The organism is Paraburkholderia sp. BL18I3N2 (assembly GCF_003001875.1).
Lineage (GTDB): Bacteria > Pseudomonadota > Gammaproteobacteria > Burkholderiales > Burkholderiaceae > Paraburkholderia > Paraburkholderia phytofirmans.
Genome location: NZ_PVNC01000008.1, coordinates 88262 through 105511, shown reverse-complemented (window position 1 = coordinate 105511; position 17250 = coordinate 88262). Strand labels below are relative to the sequence as shown.

The 17250-nt window shown below is 61.8% G+C and carries 11 protein-coding genes; 8 read left to right on the top strand and 3 right to left on the bottom strand.

What is annotated here, in order from left to right:
• Positions 1-10: 10 nt before the first annotated feature.
• Positions 11-835: a crotonase/enoyl-CoA hydratase family protein gene (locus B0G75_RS22210; protein ID WP_106310354.1), complete on the bottom strand. Its 825-nt coding sequence runs from the start codon at positions 833-835 to the stop codon at positions 11-13.
• Positions 836-927: 92 nt separating this feature from the next.
• On the opposite strand from B0G75_RS22210, the gene B0G75_RS22205 reads away from it, so the two are divergent.
• Positions 928-1542, top strand: a complete 615-nt coding sequence (locus B0G75_RS22205; protein WP_106310351.1) for a hypothetical protein — start codon at positions 928-930, stop codon at positions 1540-1542.
• On the opposite strand, the gene B0G75_RS22200 is transcribed toward B0G75_RS22205, so the two are convergent.
• Complete coding sequence (locus B0G75_RS22200; RefSeq protein WP_106310348.1) at positions 1539-2537, bottom strand: 2-hydroxyacid dehydrogenase; 999 nt, start codon at positions 2535-2537, stop codon at positions 1539-1541. The two genes, B0G75_RS22205 and B0G75_RS22200, sit on opposite strands and share 4 nt — an antisense overlap.
• A gap of 526 nt (positions 2538-3063) precedes the next feature.
• Between B0G75_RS22200 and aspT (B0G75_RS22195) the strand changes: the two genes are divergently transcribed.
• The 5 genes from aspT (B0G75_RS22195) (at position 3064) to B0G75_RS42045 (ending at position 10874) form a co-directional block, all read left to right on the top strand.
• The gene (aspT, locus tag B0G75_RS22195) at positions 3064-4746 is read left to right on the top strand and encodes an aspartate-alanine antiporter (RefSeq protein WP_106310346.1); all 1683 of its coding nucleotides are present in this window, start codon (positions 3064-3066) and stop codon (positions 4744-4746) included.
• 146 nt (positions 4747-4892) lie between these two features.
• Positions 4893-6575, top strand: coding sequence for an aspartate-alanine antiporter (aspT, locus tag B0G75_RS22190; RefSeq protein ID WP_106310343.1), 1683 nt, complete (start codon positions 4893-4895; stop codon positions 6573-6575).
• Positions 6576-6664: 89 nt separating this feature from the next.
• Complete coding sequence (locus B0G75_RS22185; RefSeq protein ID WP_106310340.1) at positions 6665-8329, top strand: bifunctional aspartate transaminase/aspartate 4-decarboxylase; 1665 nt, start codon at positions 6665-6667, stop codon at positions 8327-8329.
• Between the two features lie 152 nt (positions 8330-8481).
• A complete protein-coding gene (locus B0G75_RS22180; RefSeq protein WP_106310807.1) occupies positions 8482-9705 on the top strand; it encodes an alanine--glyoxylate aminotransferase family protein in 1224 nt (407 codons plus the stop codon).
• 1097 nt (positions 9706-10802) lie between these two features.
• Positions 10803-10874, top strand: a complete 72-nt coding sequence (locus tag B0G75_RS42045) for a hypothetical protein (protein WP_146142533.1) — start codon at positions 10803-10805, stop codon at positions 10872-10874.
• A gap of 814 nt (positions 10875-11688) precedes the next feature.
• On the opposite strand, the gene B0G75_RS22165 is transcribed toward B0G75_RS42045, so the two are convergent.
• Positions 11689-12900, bottom strand: coding sequence for an MFS transporter (locus B0G75_RS22165; protein WP_106310333.1), 1212 nt, complete (start codon positions 12898-12900; stop codon positions 11689-11691).
• 389 nt (positions 12901-13289) lie between these two features.
• Between B0G75_RS22165 and xdhA the strand changes: the two genes are divergently transcribed.
• Both xdhA and xdhB read left to right on the top strand, forming a co-directional pair.
• Positions 13290-14813, top strand: coding sequence for a xanthine dehydrogenase small subunit (gene xdhA / locus B0G75_RS22160; RefSeq protein WP_106310330.1), 1524 nt, complete (start codon positions 13290-13292; stop codon positions 14811-14813).
• A gap of 33 nt (positions 14814-14846) precedes the next feature.
• The gene (gene xdhB, locus B0G75_RS22155) at positions 14847-17213 is read left to right on the top strand and encodes a xanthine dehydrogenase molybdopterin binding subunit (protein WP_106310327.1); all 2367 of its coding nucleotides are present in this window, start codon (positions 14847-14849) and stop codon (positions 17211-17213) included.
• The last annotated feature ends 37 nt before the right edge of the window (positions 17214-17250 follow it).

Below are 17250 nucleotides of genomic sequence, written 5' to 3'. Positions count from 1 at the left end.
CGCTGCGTTTTTAGCGGCCGCCGTCATTGGGATCGAGCGAACTGCCGTGCCGACCGGCGCCACTCGCGAAGTGTGCCGCGCCCGCCACGCCCTCGTCGAAAACCGCTTGATAGCCGCCGGCGCCTTCACGGCGCAATGCTTCCGCGACATCGTCGAGCATGCTGTTTTCCAGCACCGAACGACGGTCGGCGAGCAGCGCGGCCTGCGGAAAGGCGGCCAGGTCGGCGGCCAGCTGCTCGGCCGCCGCGCGTGCCGTGCCTTTCGGTACGACACGATTGGCAAGACCGAAGCCCAGCGCTTCCTGCGCGCTCACCGCACGGCCGGTCAGGATCAGGTCCAGCGCGCGTGACAGTCCGATCAAGCGCGGCAAGCGGATCGTGCCGCCGTCGATCAGCGGAATTCCGACGCGTCGGCAAAACACGCCGAGCACCGCGTCCTCTTCGACGACTCGAAGATCGCACAGCACCGCCAGTTCCAGCCCGCCCGCCACCGCATAGCCCGCAATCGCGGCAATCACCGGCTTGCTGAAGCTCATGCGCGTCGGTCCCATCGGACCGGGGCCGCTGCCGTCTGCGTGCAGTTCGTTGCGGCGGGTGTCGTCGGCGAGAGCGGTCAGGTCCGCGCCGGCGCAAAAGGTGCCGCCGGCGCCGAACAGCACCGCCGCGCGCCAGGCCGGCTCCGCCTCGAAGCAGGCGAACGCGGCGCTGAGCGCCTCGGCGACAGGACGATCCACGGCATTTCGACGCGCGGGACGCTCAAGGACGATCGTGGCCACGCCGATATCCCGATTAGCTTCGATGCGCACGTGGTCGTTGAAATTTTGCGTGGTTATCATCGTTGTCACCGTAGAAGTCATCAGCGTCTGCCCGCTCGTTGCGGGGTTGTGAGCAGTGTGCTCATGCAGAGTAATTAATACCGTGGTCTGTCATGCTTCTTACACAATCGGCTCGTAGCGTAAGCGCTCTTCTAACACGCTGGCGTCTTTTCGCCAGCTTATCGAGCCTGCCTTTGCCCTTGTCCAATTCATCGTCAGCCGCCGCGCCGGCTTGTGCCGAAACGGTCTGGACCGTGCCTCTGCAAGAGCATCCATGGTACGACCATGCGCGCCTGAAACGCGTCTTCGTCACTGACGGCACGCGTCATCAGGTCGTGCTCGTCGACGTGCGCAAGCTGCTCGCGTGCGCCGATCGCGACAATACCGATTACGTGCTGAAGCCGGTCGCCGAATGGCATTCGGGCAAGGTGCGCGGCATTCGCGAGTTTCTCGATCCGGAGAATCCGCGTATTCCGCAGATGCCGTACGTGACCATCTCGACGCGTCGCGCGCCGGGTCTCCTGGGCTGGTTCGGACTCGAACGCGAAGGCGTGGTGGCGTTTCGCAACGGCCAGCATCGTGCGCGCTATCTGGCCGATGCGGGCGCGCGCTGGTTTCCGGTGGAAGTGCACGAACGCGAGGCGACGTTGCTGCGCGAACTCTGCGGCGCCGCGGACGACGCGCGCACCGTGGTCCGCGCGACACCGCTGAGCACCGGCGGCGTCTAGGCGGGCGCGCGCACCACGTTGCGCGGCGTGCCGGCTTGCCAGGCCGCGACGTTGTCCAGCGTGGTCAGGGCGATCTCGTTCATCGCCTCGCGCGTGAAGAACGCCTGATGCGCGGTGACGATCACGTTCGGGAACATCAACAGACGCGCGAGCACATCGTCCTGCAAAGGCAGGTTCGAGTGATCCTCGAAGAACAGGCCACTTTCTTCCTCGTACACGTCTAGCCCAAGATGGCCGAGCTGGCCATCCTTCAGGGCGCCGATCAGCGCATTGCTTTCGACGAGGCCGCCACGGCCCGTATTGATCAGCATCGCGCCGCGCTTCATCTTGGCGAGCGCGGGGCCGTCGATGAGATGGTACGTGTCCGGCACCAGCGGACAATGCAGGCTGACCACGTCGGACTCGGCGAGCAGCGCGTCGAGCGGCACATAGCGGGCGCCGAGCGCGAGCAGATCGTCGGCGGGCTTGCCGGGATCGTACGCGAGCACCCGCATGCCGAAGCCCGCCATGATGCGCCCGAATACGCGGCCGATCATGCCGGTGCCGATCACGCCCACGGTCTTGCCATGCAGATCGAAACCGAGCAGACCGTGCAGCGAAAAGTCGCCTTCGCGCGTACGTGCGACGGCGCGCGGCAGCCGCCGGTTCAGCGCCAGAATCAAGCCGACCGCATGTTCGGCCACCGCGTGCGGCGAATAGGCCGGCACCCGCGCGACCGTGATGCCGAGGCGCTCGGCCGCGGCCAGATCGACGTGATTGAAGCCCGCGGAGCGCAGCGCGATCATGCGCGTGCCGCCGGCATGAAGCCGCGCAAGGACCGCCGCGTCGACGTTGTCGTTGACGAACGGACACACCACGTCGTAGCCCTGCGCGAGAATGGCCGTCTCGCTGTCGAGGTGCGACTCCTGGCAGTGCAGCTCATAGCGATGCGTGGCATTGGCTTCGGTGAACGTGTCGCGGTCGTATTGGCGGCTGCTGAACAGGATCATGCGCATATCGGGCTCCGAAGAATGCATGCCGGCGCTAAAGAAGCGGACTCATGACACGGCAGCGAGCGATCCAGTATAGGTTAGCCTCGCGGACGCGACTGCATTGTCAATCCATTCGCCTTTGCTATAAATCATTGTTTTGTGAAGTCAAGTGAAACGCGAGTTAAAAATGATATTGACAGCCACACGAAATTACAATATTTATTAAAAAAGCAGTTCCAAAAATGCGTGTTCACTCATGCTGTATTTAAATTGGCCATCAGCAGGCGATGTCTTTTTCAAGGCGCAACGCGGCTTCGCGAGGGAACAGTGACTGTCGAGCTATCGAAGACTGTTTCAGTAACTGCCGCTGCAGTGCGGCAAATCAGCTCCGGCGCAATTCGCGTCATTTCATTGCCATAAATTAAGTTTCCACTCAATCGCGATGCGGGTTGAGTAAAGCGTGCGTCATACTGCGACGAATTAATCTATTCGAGTTTTTCGAGTGGTTATTCAGTCTCCTGCTAATAAACCCGTCAAGCGGCGAGCCAACATGATCGGTGAATTGCTGAGGTCTCAACCGGAGATCGCGCTGTTCGCAAGCCTTGCAATTGGATATTTCATTGGTTCGTTCCGCATCGGTCCGATTCAGCTCGGCGGCGTGTGCGGCACGTTGATCGTCGCGTTGTTGCTGGGCCAGACGGGCGCGCGCATCGCCCCGGATCTGAAGAACATCGCTTTCGCGCTGTTCATCTTCGCGCTGGGCTTTACCGGCGGCCCGCAGTTCTTTGCCAACATCGGGCGCGGCTGGCGTTACGGGCTGCTGTCGGTGGTCGAGATCGTGTCGGTGCTGGTGCTGATCATGATCGCGGTGGCCGTCATGCGGCTCGATGCCGGCACTGCGGCCGGTTTGCTGGCCGGTGCCGCGACGGAATCGGCCGTGATCGGCACGGCGTCTGAAGCGATCGCCAAGCTTGGCTTCGGCGACGCGGAAACCGTCCGCCTGCAGGCCAATATCGTGACCGCATACAGCGTGAGCTACCTGTTCGGCCTGATCACCATCGTGCTCTTTACGAGCCAGTTCGCGCCGCTGCTGTTACGCGTCAATCTGCGCGACGAAGCCGAGCGCGTATGGCGCAAGCTCGGCGGCGAGGGCTCGTTCGGCGAGGGCCAGCGCGCGGCTGCGCCGGCGCTGGTGGGGCGAACGTTTCTCGTCGGCGCGGCGGCCGGCGCGACGATCCAGGCGTTCGAACAGCAGTACGGCTTCAACCTGACGGTCGAGCGCGTGCGGCGCAACGGCGCGAACGTGGCGGCCGAACCGCAACTGACACTGGCGCCCAACGATGTCATTCTGCTGGCGGGGCGGCGTGAAGCGATCGTGGCGGCCGCGGCCAGTCTCGGCGACGAAGTGAGCGGCGCGGACTTCGGCCTCGTGATCGCCGAAAAGGTCGATGTCGTGCTGACGCGCCGCGATCTGCACGGCCGGACTATCGCGCAGGTGCGCGAACAGGCGACGCCGGAAAATGGCCGCGGCGTCTACATCGCGGCGGTCACGCGGCTCGAAACCACGGTGCCGGCGCTGCCTGGCACCGAACTGAATCGCGGCGACGTATTGACGCTAGTGGGCGCAAAGGCCGATGTCGAACGCGGCGCGAAGCGTCTGGGCTACATAGTCGTCGCGACGCAGAAGACCGACTTCGTCTATCTGGCTCTGGGCGTTCTGGTCGGTATGGCGATCGGCCATCTCGGCGGACGGGTGGGCGGCGTGTCGGTCGCGCTCGGTACCGGCGGCGGTTGCCTGCTGTCGGGGCTGCTGTTCGGCTGGATCCGTTCGCGGTATCCGCTGATCGGTTCGCTGCCTTCGGCGGCCGCGCAAATCCTCAAGGACTTTGGTCTTGCCACTTTTATCGCGGCAGTGGGACTGTCGGCGGGACCGGACGCCATCAAGCTGGTGCGTGAATACGGGCTCGCGTTGCCGGTGGCCGGAATTGTGATGGTGCTCGTGCCGGGACTGCTGTCGCTATGGATCGGCCGCATGTTCCTCAAGCTCGAGGCGCCCATGCTGCTCGGCGCGATTGCCGGCCAGCAATGCAGCACGCCGGCGATCAGCGCACTCGTGGGCGTCACGGGAAATTCCACACCGGTGATCGGCTACACGATCACGTATGCACTCTCGAACATTCTGTTGCCGCTGATGGGGCCGGTAGTAGTCGGCCTCGCCGGGAAATTCCACTAGGCGGGCAGATGTGCCGGAGGTGGCGCGCCATGCCACGTCCGGCCGATGCAGCAGGCGGCATGTGGCGCGCGACACGATGGCGCTCCGTGTACACAGGGCGTACTCAGTAAAGTACTCAGCATCGCCAACTATTCAGCGAGGGCACGATGGACTGGCTACATCACATCTTTCAGAAATCACCCGAGATTGCGCTGTTTCTTTCGCTCGCAGTCGGCTACTTCATCGGGCAGATCAACTTCGGCAAGTTCCAGTTGGGCGGCGTGGGCGGGTCGCTGCTGGCCGCGGTCGTGATCAGCCAGGCGGGCGTGACGATCGATAACGGCGTGAAGTCGGTCATGTTCGCCGTCTTCATCTACGCGGTCGGCTACGACTCCGGGCCTGGGTTCTTCAATTCTCTGAACCGCAAGACGCTGCGCGAGATCGCGATGGCCTTGTTTCTGGCGGCCAGCGCGCTGGTTACGGTGGTTATCTGCGCGAAGCTGTTCCACCTGAACAAGGGACTCGCCGCCGGGCTCGCGGGCGGCGCGCTCACGCAGTCGGCGATTATCGGCACGGCGGGCGACGCGATCGCGCGTCTCGGCTTGCCCGCCGATCAGGTCAAGTCGCTGCAATCGGATGTGGCGATCGCCTACGCGGTGACCTACGTGTTCGGCTCGCTGGGCGCGATCATCGTGTGCGTGAATATTCTGCCCAAATTCATGGGCCAAAGTTTGCGCGACGCCTCGATCCAGGCGGAACGCGAGTTGACGTCAGGCGCGCCGTCCGTCGCGCCGGGGCAGCTCTCCGCGTTGCCCGAGATGGTCGGGCGCGCGTACAAGATCGACGTCAGCGCCGGGAAAACGGTGAAGGCCGTCGAAACGCAGCATCAGGACCTGTTGACGATCGAGCGGATCAAGCGCGATGGCCAGCAACTCGACCCGGCGCCCGACCTCGTATTGAAGCCCGATGACGTGGTGCTGGTCGTTGGCCGCCGCGAGGCCGTGGTCGCATTCGGCGCGAGCGGCGGCGAGGTGGCCACCGTCGAGGACGTCGGCGTGGTCATGCAGACGCGCCAAGGCGTGTTCACGCGCAAAGGTATGAATCACACCACGATCGCCGCCGCGCGAGAAGTGGTCGACCGCGATATGCGCCACGGTGTCTACATCCAGGGTATTTCGCGCGCCGGTCAGCCGTTGCCGATTCTGCCGGAGACCCAACTCGAGCACGGCGACGTCATCACCTTCTATGGTTCGCCGAAAGACACCAAGCGCGCCGTCGATGCCGCCGGCTACGAGTTGCCGTACAGCATCAAAACCGACTTCATCTACATGGGCGTCGGCCTCGTGCTCGGTTTGCTGATCGGGCTGATCGTGATCAACGTCGGCGGTATCCCGCTCACGCTCGGCTCGGGCGGCGGCTGTCTGCTGGCCGGCTTGCTGTTCGGCTGGATGCGCGGCAAGCATCCCATGTACGGCGTGATGCCGTCGGCGGCTTCGCGGCTGCTGCAGGATTTCGGTCTGGCGGCATTCGTGGTGGTGGTGGGGCTCAACTCGGGCTTGCAGGCCGTGGTGACGGTCAAGCAACTCGGCATCACGATTTTCCTGCTCGGCGTATTCGTCACGCTGTTTCCGTTGCTGCTCACCATGCTGTTCGGCCGCTACGTGCTGAAGTACAACAACGCGGCCATTCTGGCCGGTGCGCTGTCCGGCTCGCGCAGCGCGAATCCGGCATTCGGCGGCGTCCTCGACAAGGCGGAAAGCGCTGTGCCGACCGTGCCGTTCGCGATTACGTATGCCATCGCGAACGTCGCGTTGACGCTGCTCGGGCCGCTCGTGGTCGGGCTCGTCTAGCGCGGGCGCAATCGATCTCTTGCGCCGGCGCTCATCGAGCGATCATCGCCGCGCCGGCGTCTTTCACTTGACTCATTGGAGAACGCATCATGGCAAAAGAGAAGGGCGACAGGAAGCATGCAGATATGGCGCAAGCAGGCATGGCCGCGCTCAGCCCGTTCGAGTTGAAGGACGAGCTGATCAAGGCGGCCGGTGGCGGCGCTGTGGAGCGGCCAGCCAATGCATCGATGCTCAACGCCGGCCGCGGCAACCCCAATTTTCTGGCGACGATTCCGCGCCACGGCTTCTGGCAACTCGGCCTCTTTGCGATGCGCGAATCGGAGCGCTCGTTTGCCTACATGCCGGAAGGCGTGGGCGGCTTTCCGCGACGCGAGGGCCTCGAAGAGCGCTTCGACCTGTTCCTGCGCGAAAACAGGGGCGTGGCCGGCATCGACTTCCTGCGCGGCGCGGTGTCGTACGTGCGCGACCAGTTGGGATACTCGGCGGGCGACTTCCTGTATGAAATGTGCGAGGGCATTCTGGCTTCGAACTATCCGGTGCCGGACCGCATGCTCAAGCTGTCCGAGCTGATCGTCGGCCAGTATCTGCGCAAGGAGATGATCGGCGACCATCCTTTTGTCGGCGAGTTCGACGTGTTCGCGGTGGAAGGCGGTACGGCGGCGATGACGTACATCTTCAACACGATGCGCGAGAACCACCTGATCAAGGCCGGCGACACAATCGCGCTCGGCATGCCGATCTTCACGCCGTACATCGAGATTCCGCGCCTGAACGACTACAGGCTCAACGTGGTGAATCTCGAAGCCGACGTGGCGAACGGCTGGCAGTATTCGAAGAAGGAACTCGACAAGCTGCGCGATCCGAAAGTGAAGGCGTTCTTCCTCGTGAATCCGAGCAATCCGCCTTCGGTGAAGATCAGTGACGAAAGCCTTCAGTACATTGCCGACATCGTCAAGGAACGGCCCGATCTGATCCTGCTGACCGACGACGTGTACGGCACCTTTGCCGACGACTTCGTATCGCTATTCGCGCTTGCGCCGAAGAACACCATTCTCGTGTACTCGTACTCGAAGTACTTCGGCGCGACCGGCTGGCGTCTGGGCACGATCGCGACGCATCGCGACAACGTGCTCGACAAGCTGATCGCCGATTTGCCGAAAGACGCGAAGAAGCAGTTGCACGAACGTTACGAGTCGATCACGACGGAGCCGGACAAGCTCAAGTTCATCGATCGCCTCGTGGCCGACAGCCGCACCGTCGCGCTGAATCACACGGCTGGTTTGTCGACGCCGCAGCAGGTGCAGATGGTGCTGTTTTCGCTGTTCTCGCTGATGGACACGCCGGACGCATACAAGAACGCGTTGAAGCGGCTGATTCGCAAGCGCAAACAGGCGCTCTACGAAGAGGTCGGCATTTCGTTCAAGGACGACGATCCGAACCAGGTCGACTACTACACGATTCTCGACGTGGAATTCCTCGGCGAGCGGATGTTCGGACGCGAGTTCGTCGAGTGGTTGCTGAAGAACACCGAACCTTCCGAGTTGCTGTTCCGCCTCGCCCGCGAAGCACGGGTCGTGCTGCTGCCGGGGCTTGGTTTCGGCACGCAGCATCCGTCGGGGCGTGTGTCGCTGGCGAACCTCAACGAGTCCGACTACCGGCAGATCGGCCGCGCCTTGCGCAGGCTGATCGAAGAGTATGTGGAGCGTTTCAACGCCGCAACCGGCAAGAAACTCGACAAGACCAAGGTTAAGTGACGGCTTTGTCGACCGTGTCTTGCGGTCAAGCATAGTCAAAAAACTTGCGCAATCGCGCGGATCGGTGAATGATCGAACAGGCGGCCTCGCCAGCGTCAGAGCTGGCGGGGCCGTTTGCTCCTTTGCGTCCTGACATTCACGTACCGATCATCATGCCGACTTCATCATTCACATCCGCATCTTCCGCAGTGCCATGCCCGGTTGTCGAGTCGCTCGACGCCATTCTTCCCGAAGAGCCGCTCCTGATGATGGGCGCCGGCCCCGTGCCGATTCCCGCGGCGGTGGCCAAGGCCAACGCGATCGTGATCAATCACCTGGGCGGCACGATGGTGAAGGTGATCGGGCAGGTGAAGTCGATGGCGCGCTATGTGTTCCAGACGAACTCGAAATGGGTGCTGGGCGTGGCCGGACCGGGATCGGCCGCGATGGAGATGGCGATTTCGAACCTCGCGTGGGAAGGCACGCGGGTGCTTTCCATTAAGAATGGTTTTTTCAGCGAGCGGATGGCTGAGATGGGGCGGCGCGTTGGCGCGCGAGTGAGCACGCTCGATGTCGCTGATCGCGCGGTGGCGAGTCTCGAAGAGATTGCCGAGGCGATTCGGCGTGAGCGTCCCGAGATCGTGACGGTGGTGCAGGGCGAGACGTCGAATACGGTGTGGAATTATCACCTGAAGGAGATTGCCGAGTTGGCGAAGGCTGCTGGCGCGCTGGTAATTGTCGATGCGGTTTGTACGTTGAGTACGATGCCGTTGGAGATGGATGCGTGGGGGATCGATGCGGTTATCACGGGTGGGCAGAAGGGGTTGTCGTCGATTCCTGGGGTCTCGTTGATTGCGTTTTCCGATGCGGCCTGGGAACGGGTCAAGCGGCGCACGGCGCCGAATGCGCACTGGTGTCTGGATGCTTCGCTCGCGGAGAATTTTTGGCATAACGCGGGGTATCACTATACGGCGCCTGTTTCTGGGGTTCTGGCTTTGCATGAAGCTTTGAGGCTTGTTTGTGCGGAGACGCTGGAGAAGCGGTTTGCACGGCATTTGAAGTGCTCGTTGGCGTTGCAGGATGGGGTCGCTGCGATGGGGTTGCGGTTGTATACGCCTGAGGCTTGTCGGTTGAATTCTGTTGTGGGGATTGAGGTGCCTGATGGGTTCAGTCCGGCTGATGTTTGTTCGCATATTTCGCGGATGCATCAGGTTGAGATTTCTGGGTCTTTTGGATTGCCAATTGTTCGTGTCGGGCAGATGGGGGAACAGTGTCGCGAACATAATCTGTTTCGGACTGTGCATGCGCTTGGGAGGACTATGGTGGATCTTGGGGTTAAGGTTGATTTGCCTGCTGGTGTGGCGGCTTTGGAGAGAGGGTTGTCGGGGGGGAGGTAAGGGCTCTTGTTGCCTGGTCGGCGGTTTTGGTTTTTTGTGATCCTCGTTGTTTTGGCCTTTCCTTGAATTGCTTGTGGTCTATTAGCGTTGCCCCTGTGCGGGGCGGCACCTACTTTCTTTGCCGCGGCAAAGAAAGTAGGCAAAGAAAGCCGCTTCAAACCGCTAGCGCATAAGCGGGCGCCTCGCGCAGTTGCAGTAGTGGTGCATCTGGAATCTGTGCTCTCGCGCATTCGGCGCTTGTGACAAGGCGCTCATCCTTCCCGCCTCGCGCTCCGCGCTCGACGGAATGGTTCGCTTCAAACCCTTGGATTGATCTGTGGGTGGTGGGGGCCATCGGCTTCGCCTCGGCGCTGACGCTGCTTACACAGTGGCTTTGATAGCGTCTCAGTCGGTAGACGGATCTCGCGTACCGAGATGGGTCGTCGGCGTAAGAATGGCGCCGTCCTTTTTCACGGCGCTCCAAGCGCGTTGCGTGATGTCGCACTCTGTCAACTGCCTTCAGGCTCGGTAATGGTCATGTACTTTGATCCTATTTGGCGGATTTCTCTCGGAAGTTTCTTTCGCGCTGTAGTCCTGCATTCTGGCCGTCGTTTGGGACGTTTCGGAATTGATTCCGGTGGGCGCGTTTTAGCCTGTTCGGGTGATCAATCGCCGAACGACATGTTTAAACTTGTCCTGTCGTGTACTTCACGACAAACAGGTTTCGCAGCCTGCATGAGACAGAACACGCGTGCTTGCACGAGCAAGTGCACGGCTGCCTTTGCACGTCTGATTACAACGGGCGGGCCTTGGCGGGGGAGCCCAACGGCTCGCCGGTTCTTGGTTCTGTCTGCCGGTCTGCGAATCCCGTCTTGTGCCCGCTCACCACTGCGCACGCGCGTGTTGAGCGATCTAGGTAAGCTTCAGGGAGATCGCGCCATGAGTAAATCCACAAAGCATTCACGAACCGCATCGCGCCCACCCGTTGACGCGCTTCAATACGAGAAACTCGCACTGTCCGCTTTCGGACTGATTGAACGGCAACTGAGTCAACTGGACAAACTGATCACGCTTACGGCCTCGATAGTTAGGAATCCGGCTGTTACGAGAGAGGAGAGATATTCCCAGCGAAAGTTACTGGAGTTGCTGCTCGACACCAGCGAGGACTACCAGCGCGAAGTGGAGATTGACCACGAGTTGTATCAGGTCATCGCGCTCGATGCGAAGGGAATCCCACAAAGCCGGCTCACGGCGCGCCACGCGTCGGACCTCCTTGCGAAGTCCGGGCGAACGGTCTCGGAGGAGCATGAACGTATCGGAGCAACGAGGGTGGCGCAAAGACGAGCATTCCGCTTCAAAACGACCGCGCGATCAATTGCGCCGGCGCATTGATGTAGTCTCGTTGCACGGCACGGCACGGCACGGCACGGCACGGCACGGCACGGCACGGCACGGCACGGCGCAGCTTGGCAAGGGCATGGCGAGATATGACGAAGGGGGCACGGCACGAAGGCGCCATCCTTGCGCCTTTGTGTTATGAGGATACGGGACGCGATTCGGAGTGAGTGTTGTGCTACTTGGTGATGGCTGCGTTTTGAGCGCTGGCGCCAGCAGACGCGAATGCGCTTACAAAGGCAGAAGTCTGCAGCGGCATTTCGGCGGGGGGGGCGGATGGTTTTCGCCGCGCGCATGCGAGCCCGCGGTTTAAGGCAGACCGTTCCGGCGAACGCGGAGCGTGAGGCGGGAAGAATGAGTGCTTTGTCACTGAGGTGGAATGTGCGAGAGCACAGATTCCAGATGTACCACTACCGCAACTGTGCGGGGGACCCGTTTAAGAATTAGCGGTGTGAGCCGCTTTCTTTTGCCTACTTTTCTTTGCGGCAGGCAAAGAAAAGTAGGTGCCGCCCCGCACAGGGGCAACGCTAATAGACCACAAACAAATCAAGGAAAGGCCAACCCCCGCAGCACATAAATAACGAACCCGCACCGAGCAACCAAACCCCCTCACAACGCCGCAGGCAAATTAGTCACCTTAACATTCCGAAGATAAAGCAAAGTAGACAACCCCACACCTGCAGCAGCGGCAACAGCGGCAAAGAGGAAAACCGACCCATACCCAAACTCCCCTGCGATATACCCGGCCAGCGGTCCAGTAATCCCAAGCGAGAGATCCAGAAACACCGAATAAGCCGACAAAGCCGCCCCCCGACTAGCCGGCGGCACGAGCCCCACAGCCTCGACCCCGAGCGCCGGAAACACCAACGCAAACCCAAACCCGGTCAAAGCGGCCCCAGCCAGCGCAACATGAGGCTCAGGCGCCAACCACAACATCAACAACCCGGCACACTCAAACGAAAACGAAGCAATCGCGACCCGAAACCCGCCATAGGTCTTGATCGTATTGGCAAACAACAACCGCGCGCCAATGAACAGCGTCCCGAACACCGTCAACGACAAAGCCGCATTCGGCCAATGCTTAGCCGCATAAAACAGCGTGATAAAAGTAGCAATCGACCCAAACCCGGCCGAACCGAGCGCCAATCCAATCCCATGCGGCAACACCCGCGTGAACACGCTCCGATACGACATGCGCTCGCCATGCACAATCGGCACCGGCGCGATCGGCCGAGCCAGATAAAAACCAAGCGCCGCGAGCAGAATCACCAGAATCCCCAACGCGGCAAACCCAACCGTATGCTCGATCGCCACGCCCAGCGGCGCGCCGACTGCCAGCGCGCCATACGTCGCGATACCGTTCCACGAGATCACCCGGGCATTGTTGCTGGTGCCGACCCGGCCGATGCCCCACAGAATCGCACCCGTGCCGCACAGACTCTCACCGAAGCCCAACACAAGACGGCTGCAGACCAAAAGCCCGAGACTCACCACCGGCCAGCGCCCACACAGCACAGCCAGCAGCAACAAAACCCCGCTCGCACCACAACCTAGCAAACCGATCGTCACAGTCCGCTTCGGCCCCAACGTATCCGCAGAACGTCCAGCCAGCGGCCGCGACGCCAGCGTCGCCAGGTATTGCACGCTGATCGCCGCACCGGCCAGCACGGCGCTATAACCCAGGTCGTCGTGGACGTAGCCCGGCAGCACCGCGAGCGGGATTCCGATCGTCAGATAGCAAAGAAACGTGAAAAAGACGACCGGAATGATCTGCATGGTCGTCGCGAATTCGCTGCGAGGTGTCGCTGAGTCGGTGGACATGGGGAAAACGAGACTTGAAATCGGCGGGAAGGCGTGATTTTCCCATGGAACCGATTCTCTTGCAGGACTTGCTTAATAATTCATCGGACGAAAAGCTGATCCGGGAACCATATAGTGATCCGTTTTTGCCCCTTCGGTGCCTAATTTTTGAGCTCAACCGGCCAAACTGCGCGATTTAAAATGTCCGTTGTGCCGTAGTAAATTCAAAAACACAGCGAAACATCCTAATCACCATAAGCCAAGCACCTCACAAACCCATCTCGATATCTTTTCGCGGATATGTCCCGCATTCGATCCGAGCTATGGGTTGTATTTATTGACGGTGATAGTTTTCGAACCATCACTGCTGCAGGTCCCCACGGACACAGAACATTCGAGAGTAACGAGACATGACTGAGCCGATTCGCTTCTACCACCGCAACGCGATCCGCGAGATCAAGGACGCGCCCGTCACCCGCACCGTCCTGCAATATCTGCGCGAAGATGCGCATTGCACCGGCACCAAGGAAGGCTGCGCCGAAGGCGATTGCGGCGCGTGCACGGTCGTGATCGGCGAGCGAAACGAGGCAGGCGGCGTCGACTTCAAGGCGGTCAACGCCTGCATCCAGTTCGTGCCGACGCTCGACGGCAAAGCGCTCTACACGGTCGAAGACCTGCGCCAGCCGGACGGCTCGCTGCATCCGGTGCAGGAAGCGATGGTGGAGTGCCACGGCTCGCAGTGCGGTTTCTGCACGCCAGGCTTCATCATGTCGATGTGGTCGCTGTACGAAAAGCACGGCCACGAACATAGCTGCGCGAACAAGACCGTGCCGTCGCGCGACACGATCAGCAACGCGCTGACCGGCAACCTGTGCCGCTGCACGGGCTATCGTCCGATCGTCGACGCCGCCGTGCGCATGTTCGAAGCGCCCGCGCCGAAAGCGCCGGTCGACATCGAAGCGCTGTCGAAAACGCTCGCCACGATCGAGCGCAAGGACACCTTCCACTACCAGCACGCCGGCCAGCAATTCGACGCGCCGCGCACGGTCGAGGCGCTCGCGAAGATCAAGGAAGCCGCACCGGCCACGCGCATTCTCGCCGGCAGCACGGACATCGGCCTGTGGGTCACCAAGATGATGCGCGACCTCGGCAACATCGTGTATGTCGGGCAGATCGCCGAGTTGCAGAAGCTCGAAACCAACGACGAATGGATCGAGATCGGCGCAGGCGTGAGCGTCGAAAAGGCCTACACGGAAATCGTCAAGCAGTACCCGGAACTGTTCGAAATGCAGCAGCGCTTCGCGTCGCTGCCGATTCGAAACGCCGGCACGCTCGGCGGCAATATCGCCAACGGTTCGCCGATCGGCGATTCGATGCCGGGCCTGATCGCCCTCGGCGCGCGCGTGATCGTGCGGGGCGGCGAGATCGAGCGCGAAATGCCGCTCGAAGACCTGTACCTCGCGTATCAGAAGAAGGACATGGCGGAGCACGAGTTCGTCGTCGGCCTGAAGGTACCGTCGCGCACCGGTGTACGCAAGAACCTGCAGTTCCGCTCTTACAAACTCTCGAAGCGTTTCGATTCGGATATCTCGGCGGTGTGCGCCGCGTTCTCGTTCATCGCGGACGGCAATGTGATTCGCGAGCCGCGCATCGCGTTCGGCGGCATGGCGGCCACGTCCAAACGCGCGACGCACGCGGAAGCCGTGTTGCGCGATGCCGAATGGCACGAAGCCACGGCACAAGCCGCGATGCTCGCGCTCGGCAACGACTACGCACCGCTCTCGGACATGCGCGCGACCAGCAACTATCGCCTCGAATCGGCGAAGAACACGCTGTACCGCTTCTGGCTCGAAACGCGGCCGAACAATCCGCTGCCCAGGAGCGCGCTCGATGTGCGCGCGGTGGCCGCGGCGTGTGCGCCTGCAGGCGTCTAAGCAGAAGCCCAACGGATACGGAGAACACACACAATGAATCAGCATGCCGAACCGTTCCTGAAAGATCTCAAGGAGCTCGACGACTTCACGCAGGTCCACGTCTCGCGTCCGCACGAGTCCGCGCATTTGCATGTGAGCGGCCGCGCGACCTACACCGACGACATCCCAACGCTCGCCGGCACGCTGCACGCCGCGCTCGGTTTGTCGTCGAAAGCGCATGCGAAGATCGTCTCGATATCGCTCGACAAGGTGCGCGCCACGCCGGGCGTGGTCGCGATCTTCACCGCCGACGACATCCCGGGCGTCAACGACGTCGGCCCGATCATCCACGGCGACGATCCGATTCTCGCCGACGGCCTCGTGCAATACATCGGCCAGCCGATCTTCATCGTAGTCGCAACATCGCATGACATCGCGCGTCTCGCCGCGCGCCGCGCCGAGATCGTCTACGAGGAACTGCCGGCGATCCTGACGGCGCAGCAGGCGCGCGCCGCGAACCAGCACGTGCTGCCGCCGATGAAACTCGCGCGCGGCGAAGCGGACACGAAGATTGCCCGCGCCGCGCGTCGCGAAGCCGGCGAAATGCTGCTTGGCGGCCAGGAGCAGTTCTATCTGGAAGGCCAGATTTCGTACGCGGTGCCGAAGGACGACGACGGCATGCACGTCTACTGTTCGACGCAGCACCCGACCGAAATGCAGCACATGGTCGCGCATGCGTTGGGCGTGGCGTCGCACAACGTGCTGATCGAGTGCCGCCGCATGGGCGGCGGCTTCGGCGGCAAGGAATCGCAATCGGGTCTGTTCGCGTGCTGCGCCGCGCTCGCCGCATGGAAGCTGCTGTGCCCGGTGAAACTGCGTCCGGACCGCGACGACGACATGATGGTCACGGGCAAACGCCACGACTTCCACTACACGTATGAAGTCGGCTACGACGACACGGGCGTGATCGACGGCGTGACGGTCGACATGACCTCGCGCTGCGGCTTCTCCGCCGACCTGTCCGGTCCCGTGATGACGCGCGCGCTGTGCCACTTCGACAACGCGTACTGGCTCTCCGACGTGACGATCGACGGCTTCTGCGGCAAGACCAACACGCAGTCGAATACGGCGTTCCGCGGCTTCGGCGGTCCGCAAGGGGCGTTCGCGATCGAATACATCATGGACAATGTCGCGCGCTCGGTGGGCGAAGATTCGCTCGACGTGCGCCGACGCAATCTGTACGGCAAGACCGAGCGGAACCAAACACCGTACGGCCAGATCGTCGAAGACAACGTGATCCACGAGTTGATCGACGAACTCGAAGCGACCAGCGAATACCGCGCACGTCGCGCGGCGATCAACGAGTTCAACGCGAACAACGAAATCCTGAAGAAGGGCATGGCGCTCACGCCGGTCAAGTTCGGCATCGCGTTCAACGTGACGCACTTCAACCAGGCCGGCGCGCTCGTGCACATCTATACCGACGGCTCGGTGCTGGTGAATCACGGCGGCACCGAAATGGGCCAGGGCTTGAATACCAAGGTCGCGCAAGTCGTCGCGCATGAACTGGGTATTGGCTTTAACCGCATTCGCGTCACGGCGACCGACACCAGCAAGATCGCCAATACGTCGGCGACGGCGGCATCCACAGGCTCCGATCTGAACGGCAAGGCCGCGCAGGACGCCGCGCGCCAGTTGCGCGAACGTCTGTCGGCGTTTGCCGCCGAGCGTTTCGGCGCGGGGAATGTGAGCGCGTCGGAAGTGCGTTTCATGCATGACCGCGTCGTGGTCGGCGAAATGATCGTGCCGTTCGAAGAAGTGATCGCGAAGGCTTATGTCGCGCGTATTCAACTCTGGTCGGACGGTTTCTACGCGACGCCCAAGCTCTACTGGGATCAATCGAAACTGCAAGGCCGGCCGTTCTACTACTACTCGTACGGCGCGGCCGTGTCGGAAGTGGTGATCGATACGCTGACCGGCGAAATGCGCGTGCTGCGCGCGGACGCATTGCATGACGTAGGCGCTTCGTTGAATCCCGCGCTCGACGTCGGCCAGGTGGAAGGCGCGTTCATTCAAGGCATGGGCTGGCTCACGACCGAAGAACTGTGGTGGAACGCGGGCGGCAAGCTGATGACGCATGCGCCGTCCACCTACAAGATTCCGACCGTCAACGATACGCCGCCCGACTTCCGCGTGCGTCTCTTCAAGAACCGCAATGCGGAGGACAGCATCCATCGTTCGAAGGCAACCGGCGAGCCGCCGCTGCTGCTGCCGTTCTCGGTGTTCTTCGCCGTGCGCGATGCGGTATCGGCAGTCGGCGACCACAAGGTCAATCCGCCGCTCAATGCACCCGCGACCAGCGAGGAAATCCTCAAGGCGGTCGGCGCGGTGCGGGCCGCAACCGTAGCGGCGCGTCAATAAGCGTGGCCGTAGCGCAGCAATGAGCCGGGAAAGAAGC

Excerpts from the sequence above, each read along its gene's own strand:
- aspT (WP_106310343.1), top strand. The coding sequence starts at position 4,893 with ATGGACTGGCTACATCACATCTTTCAGAAATCACCCGAGATTGCGCTG.
- B0G75_RS22180 (WP_106310807.1), top strand. The coding sequence starts at position 8,482 with ATGCCGACTTCATCATTCACATCCGCATCTTCCGCAGTGCCATGCCCG.
- xdhB (WP_106310327.1), top strand. The coding sequence starts at position 14,847 with ATGAATCAGCATGCCGAACCGTTCCTGAAAGATCTCAAGGAGCTCGAC.
- B0G75_RS22165 (WP_106310333.1), bottom strand. The coding sequence starts at position 12,900 with ATGTCCACCGACTCAGCGACACCTCGCAGCGAATTCGCGACGACCATG.
- B0G75_RS22205 (WP_106310351.1), top strand. The coding sequence starts at position 928 with ATGCTTCTTACACAATCGGCTCGTAGCGTAAGCGCTCTTCTAACACGC.
- B0G75_RS22210 (WP_106310354.1), bottom strand. The coding sequence starts at position 835 with ATGATAACCACGCAAAATTTCAACGACCACGTGCGCATCGAAGCTAAT.
- B0G75_RS22185 (WP_106310340.1), top strand. The coding sequence starts at position 6,665 with ATGGCAAAAGAGAAGGGCGACAGGAAGCATGCAGATATGGCGCAAGCA.
- aspT (WP_106310346.1), top strand. The coding sequence starts at position 3,064 with ATGATCGGTGAATTGCTGAGGTCTCAACCGGAGATCGCGCTGTTCGCA.
- B0G75_RS22200 (WP_106310348.1), bottom strand. The coding sequence starts at position 2,537 with ATGCGCATGATCCTGTTCAGCAGCCGCCAATACGACCGCGACACGTTC.
- xdhA (WP_106310330.1), top strand. The coding sequence starts at position 13,290 with ATGACTGAGCCGATTCGCTTCTACCACCGCAACGCGATCCGCGAGATC.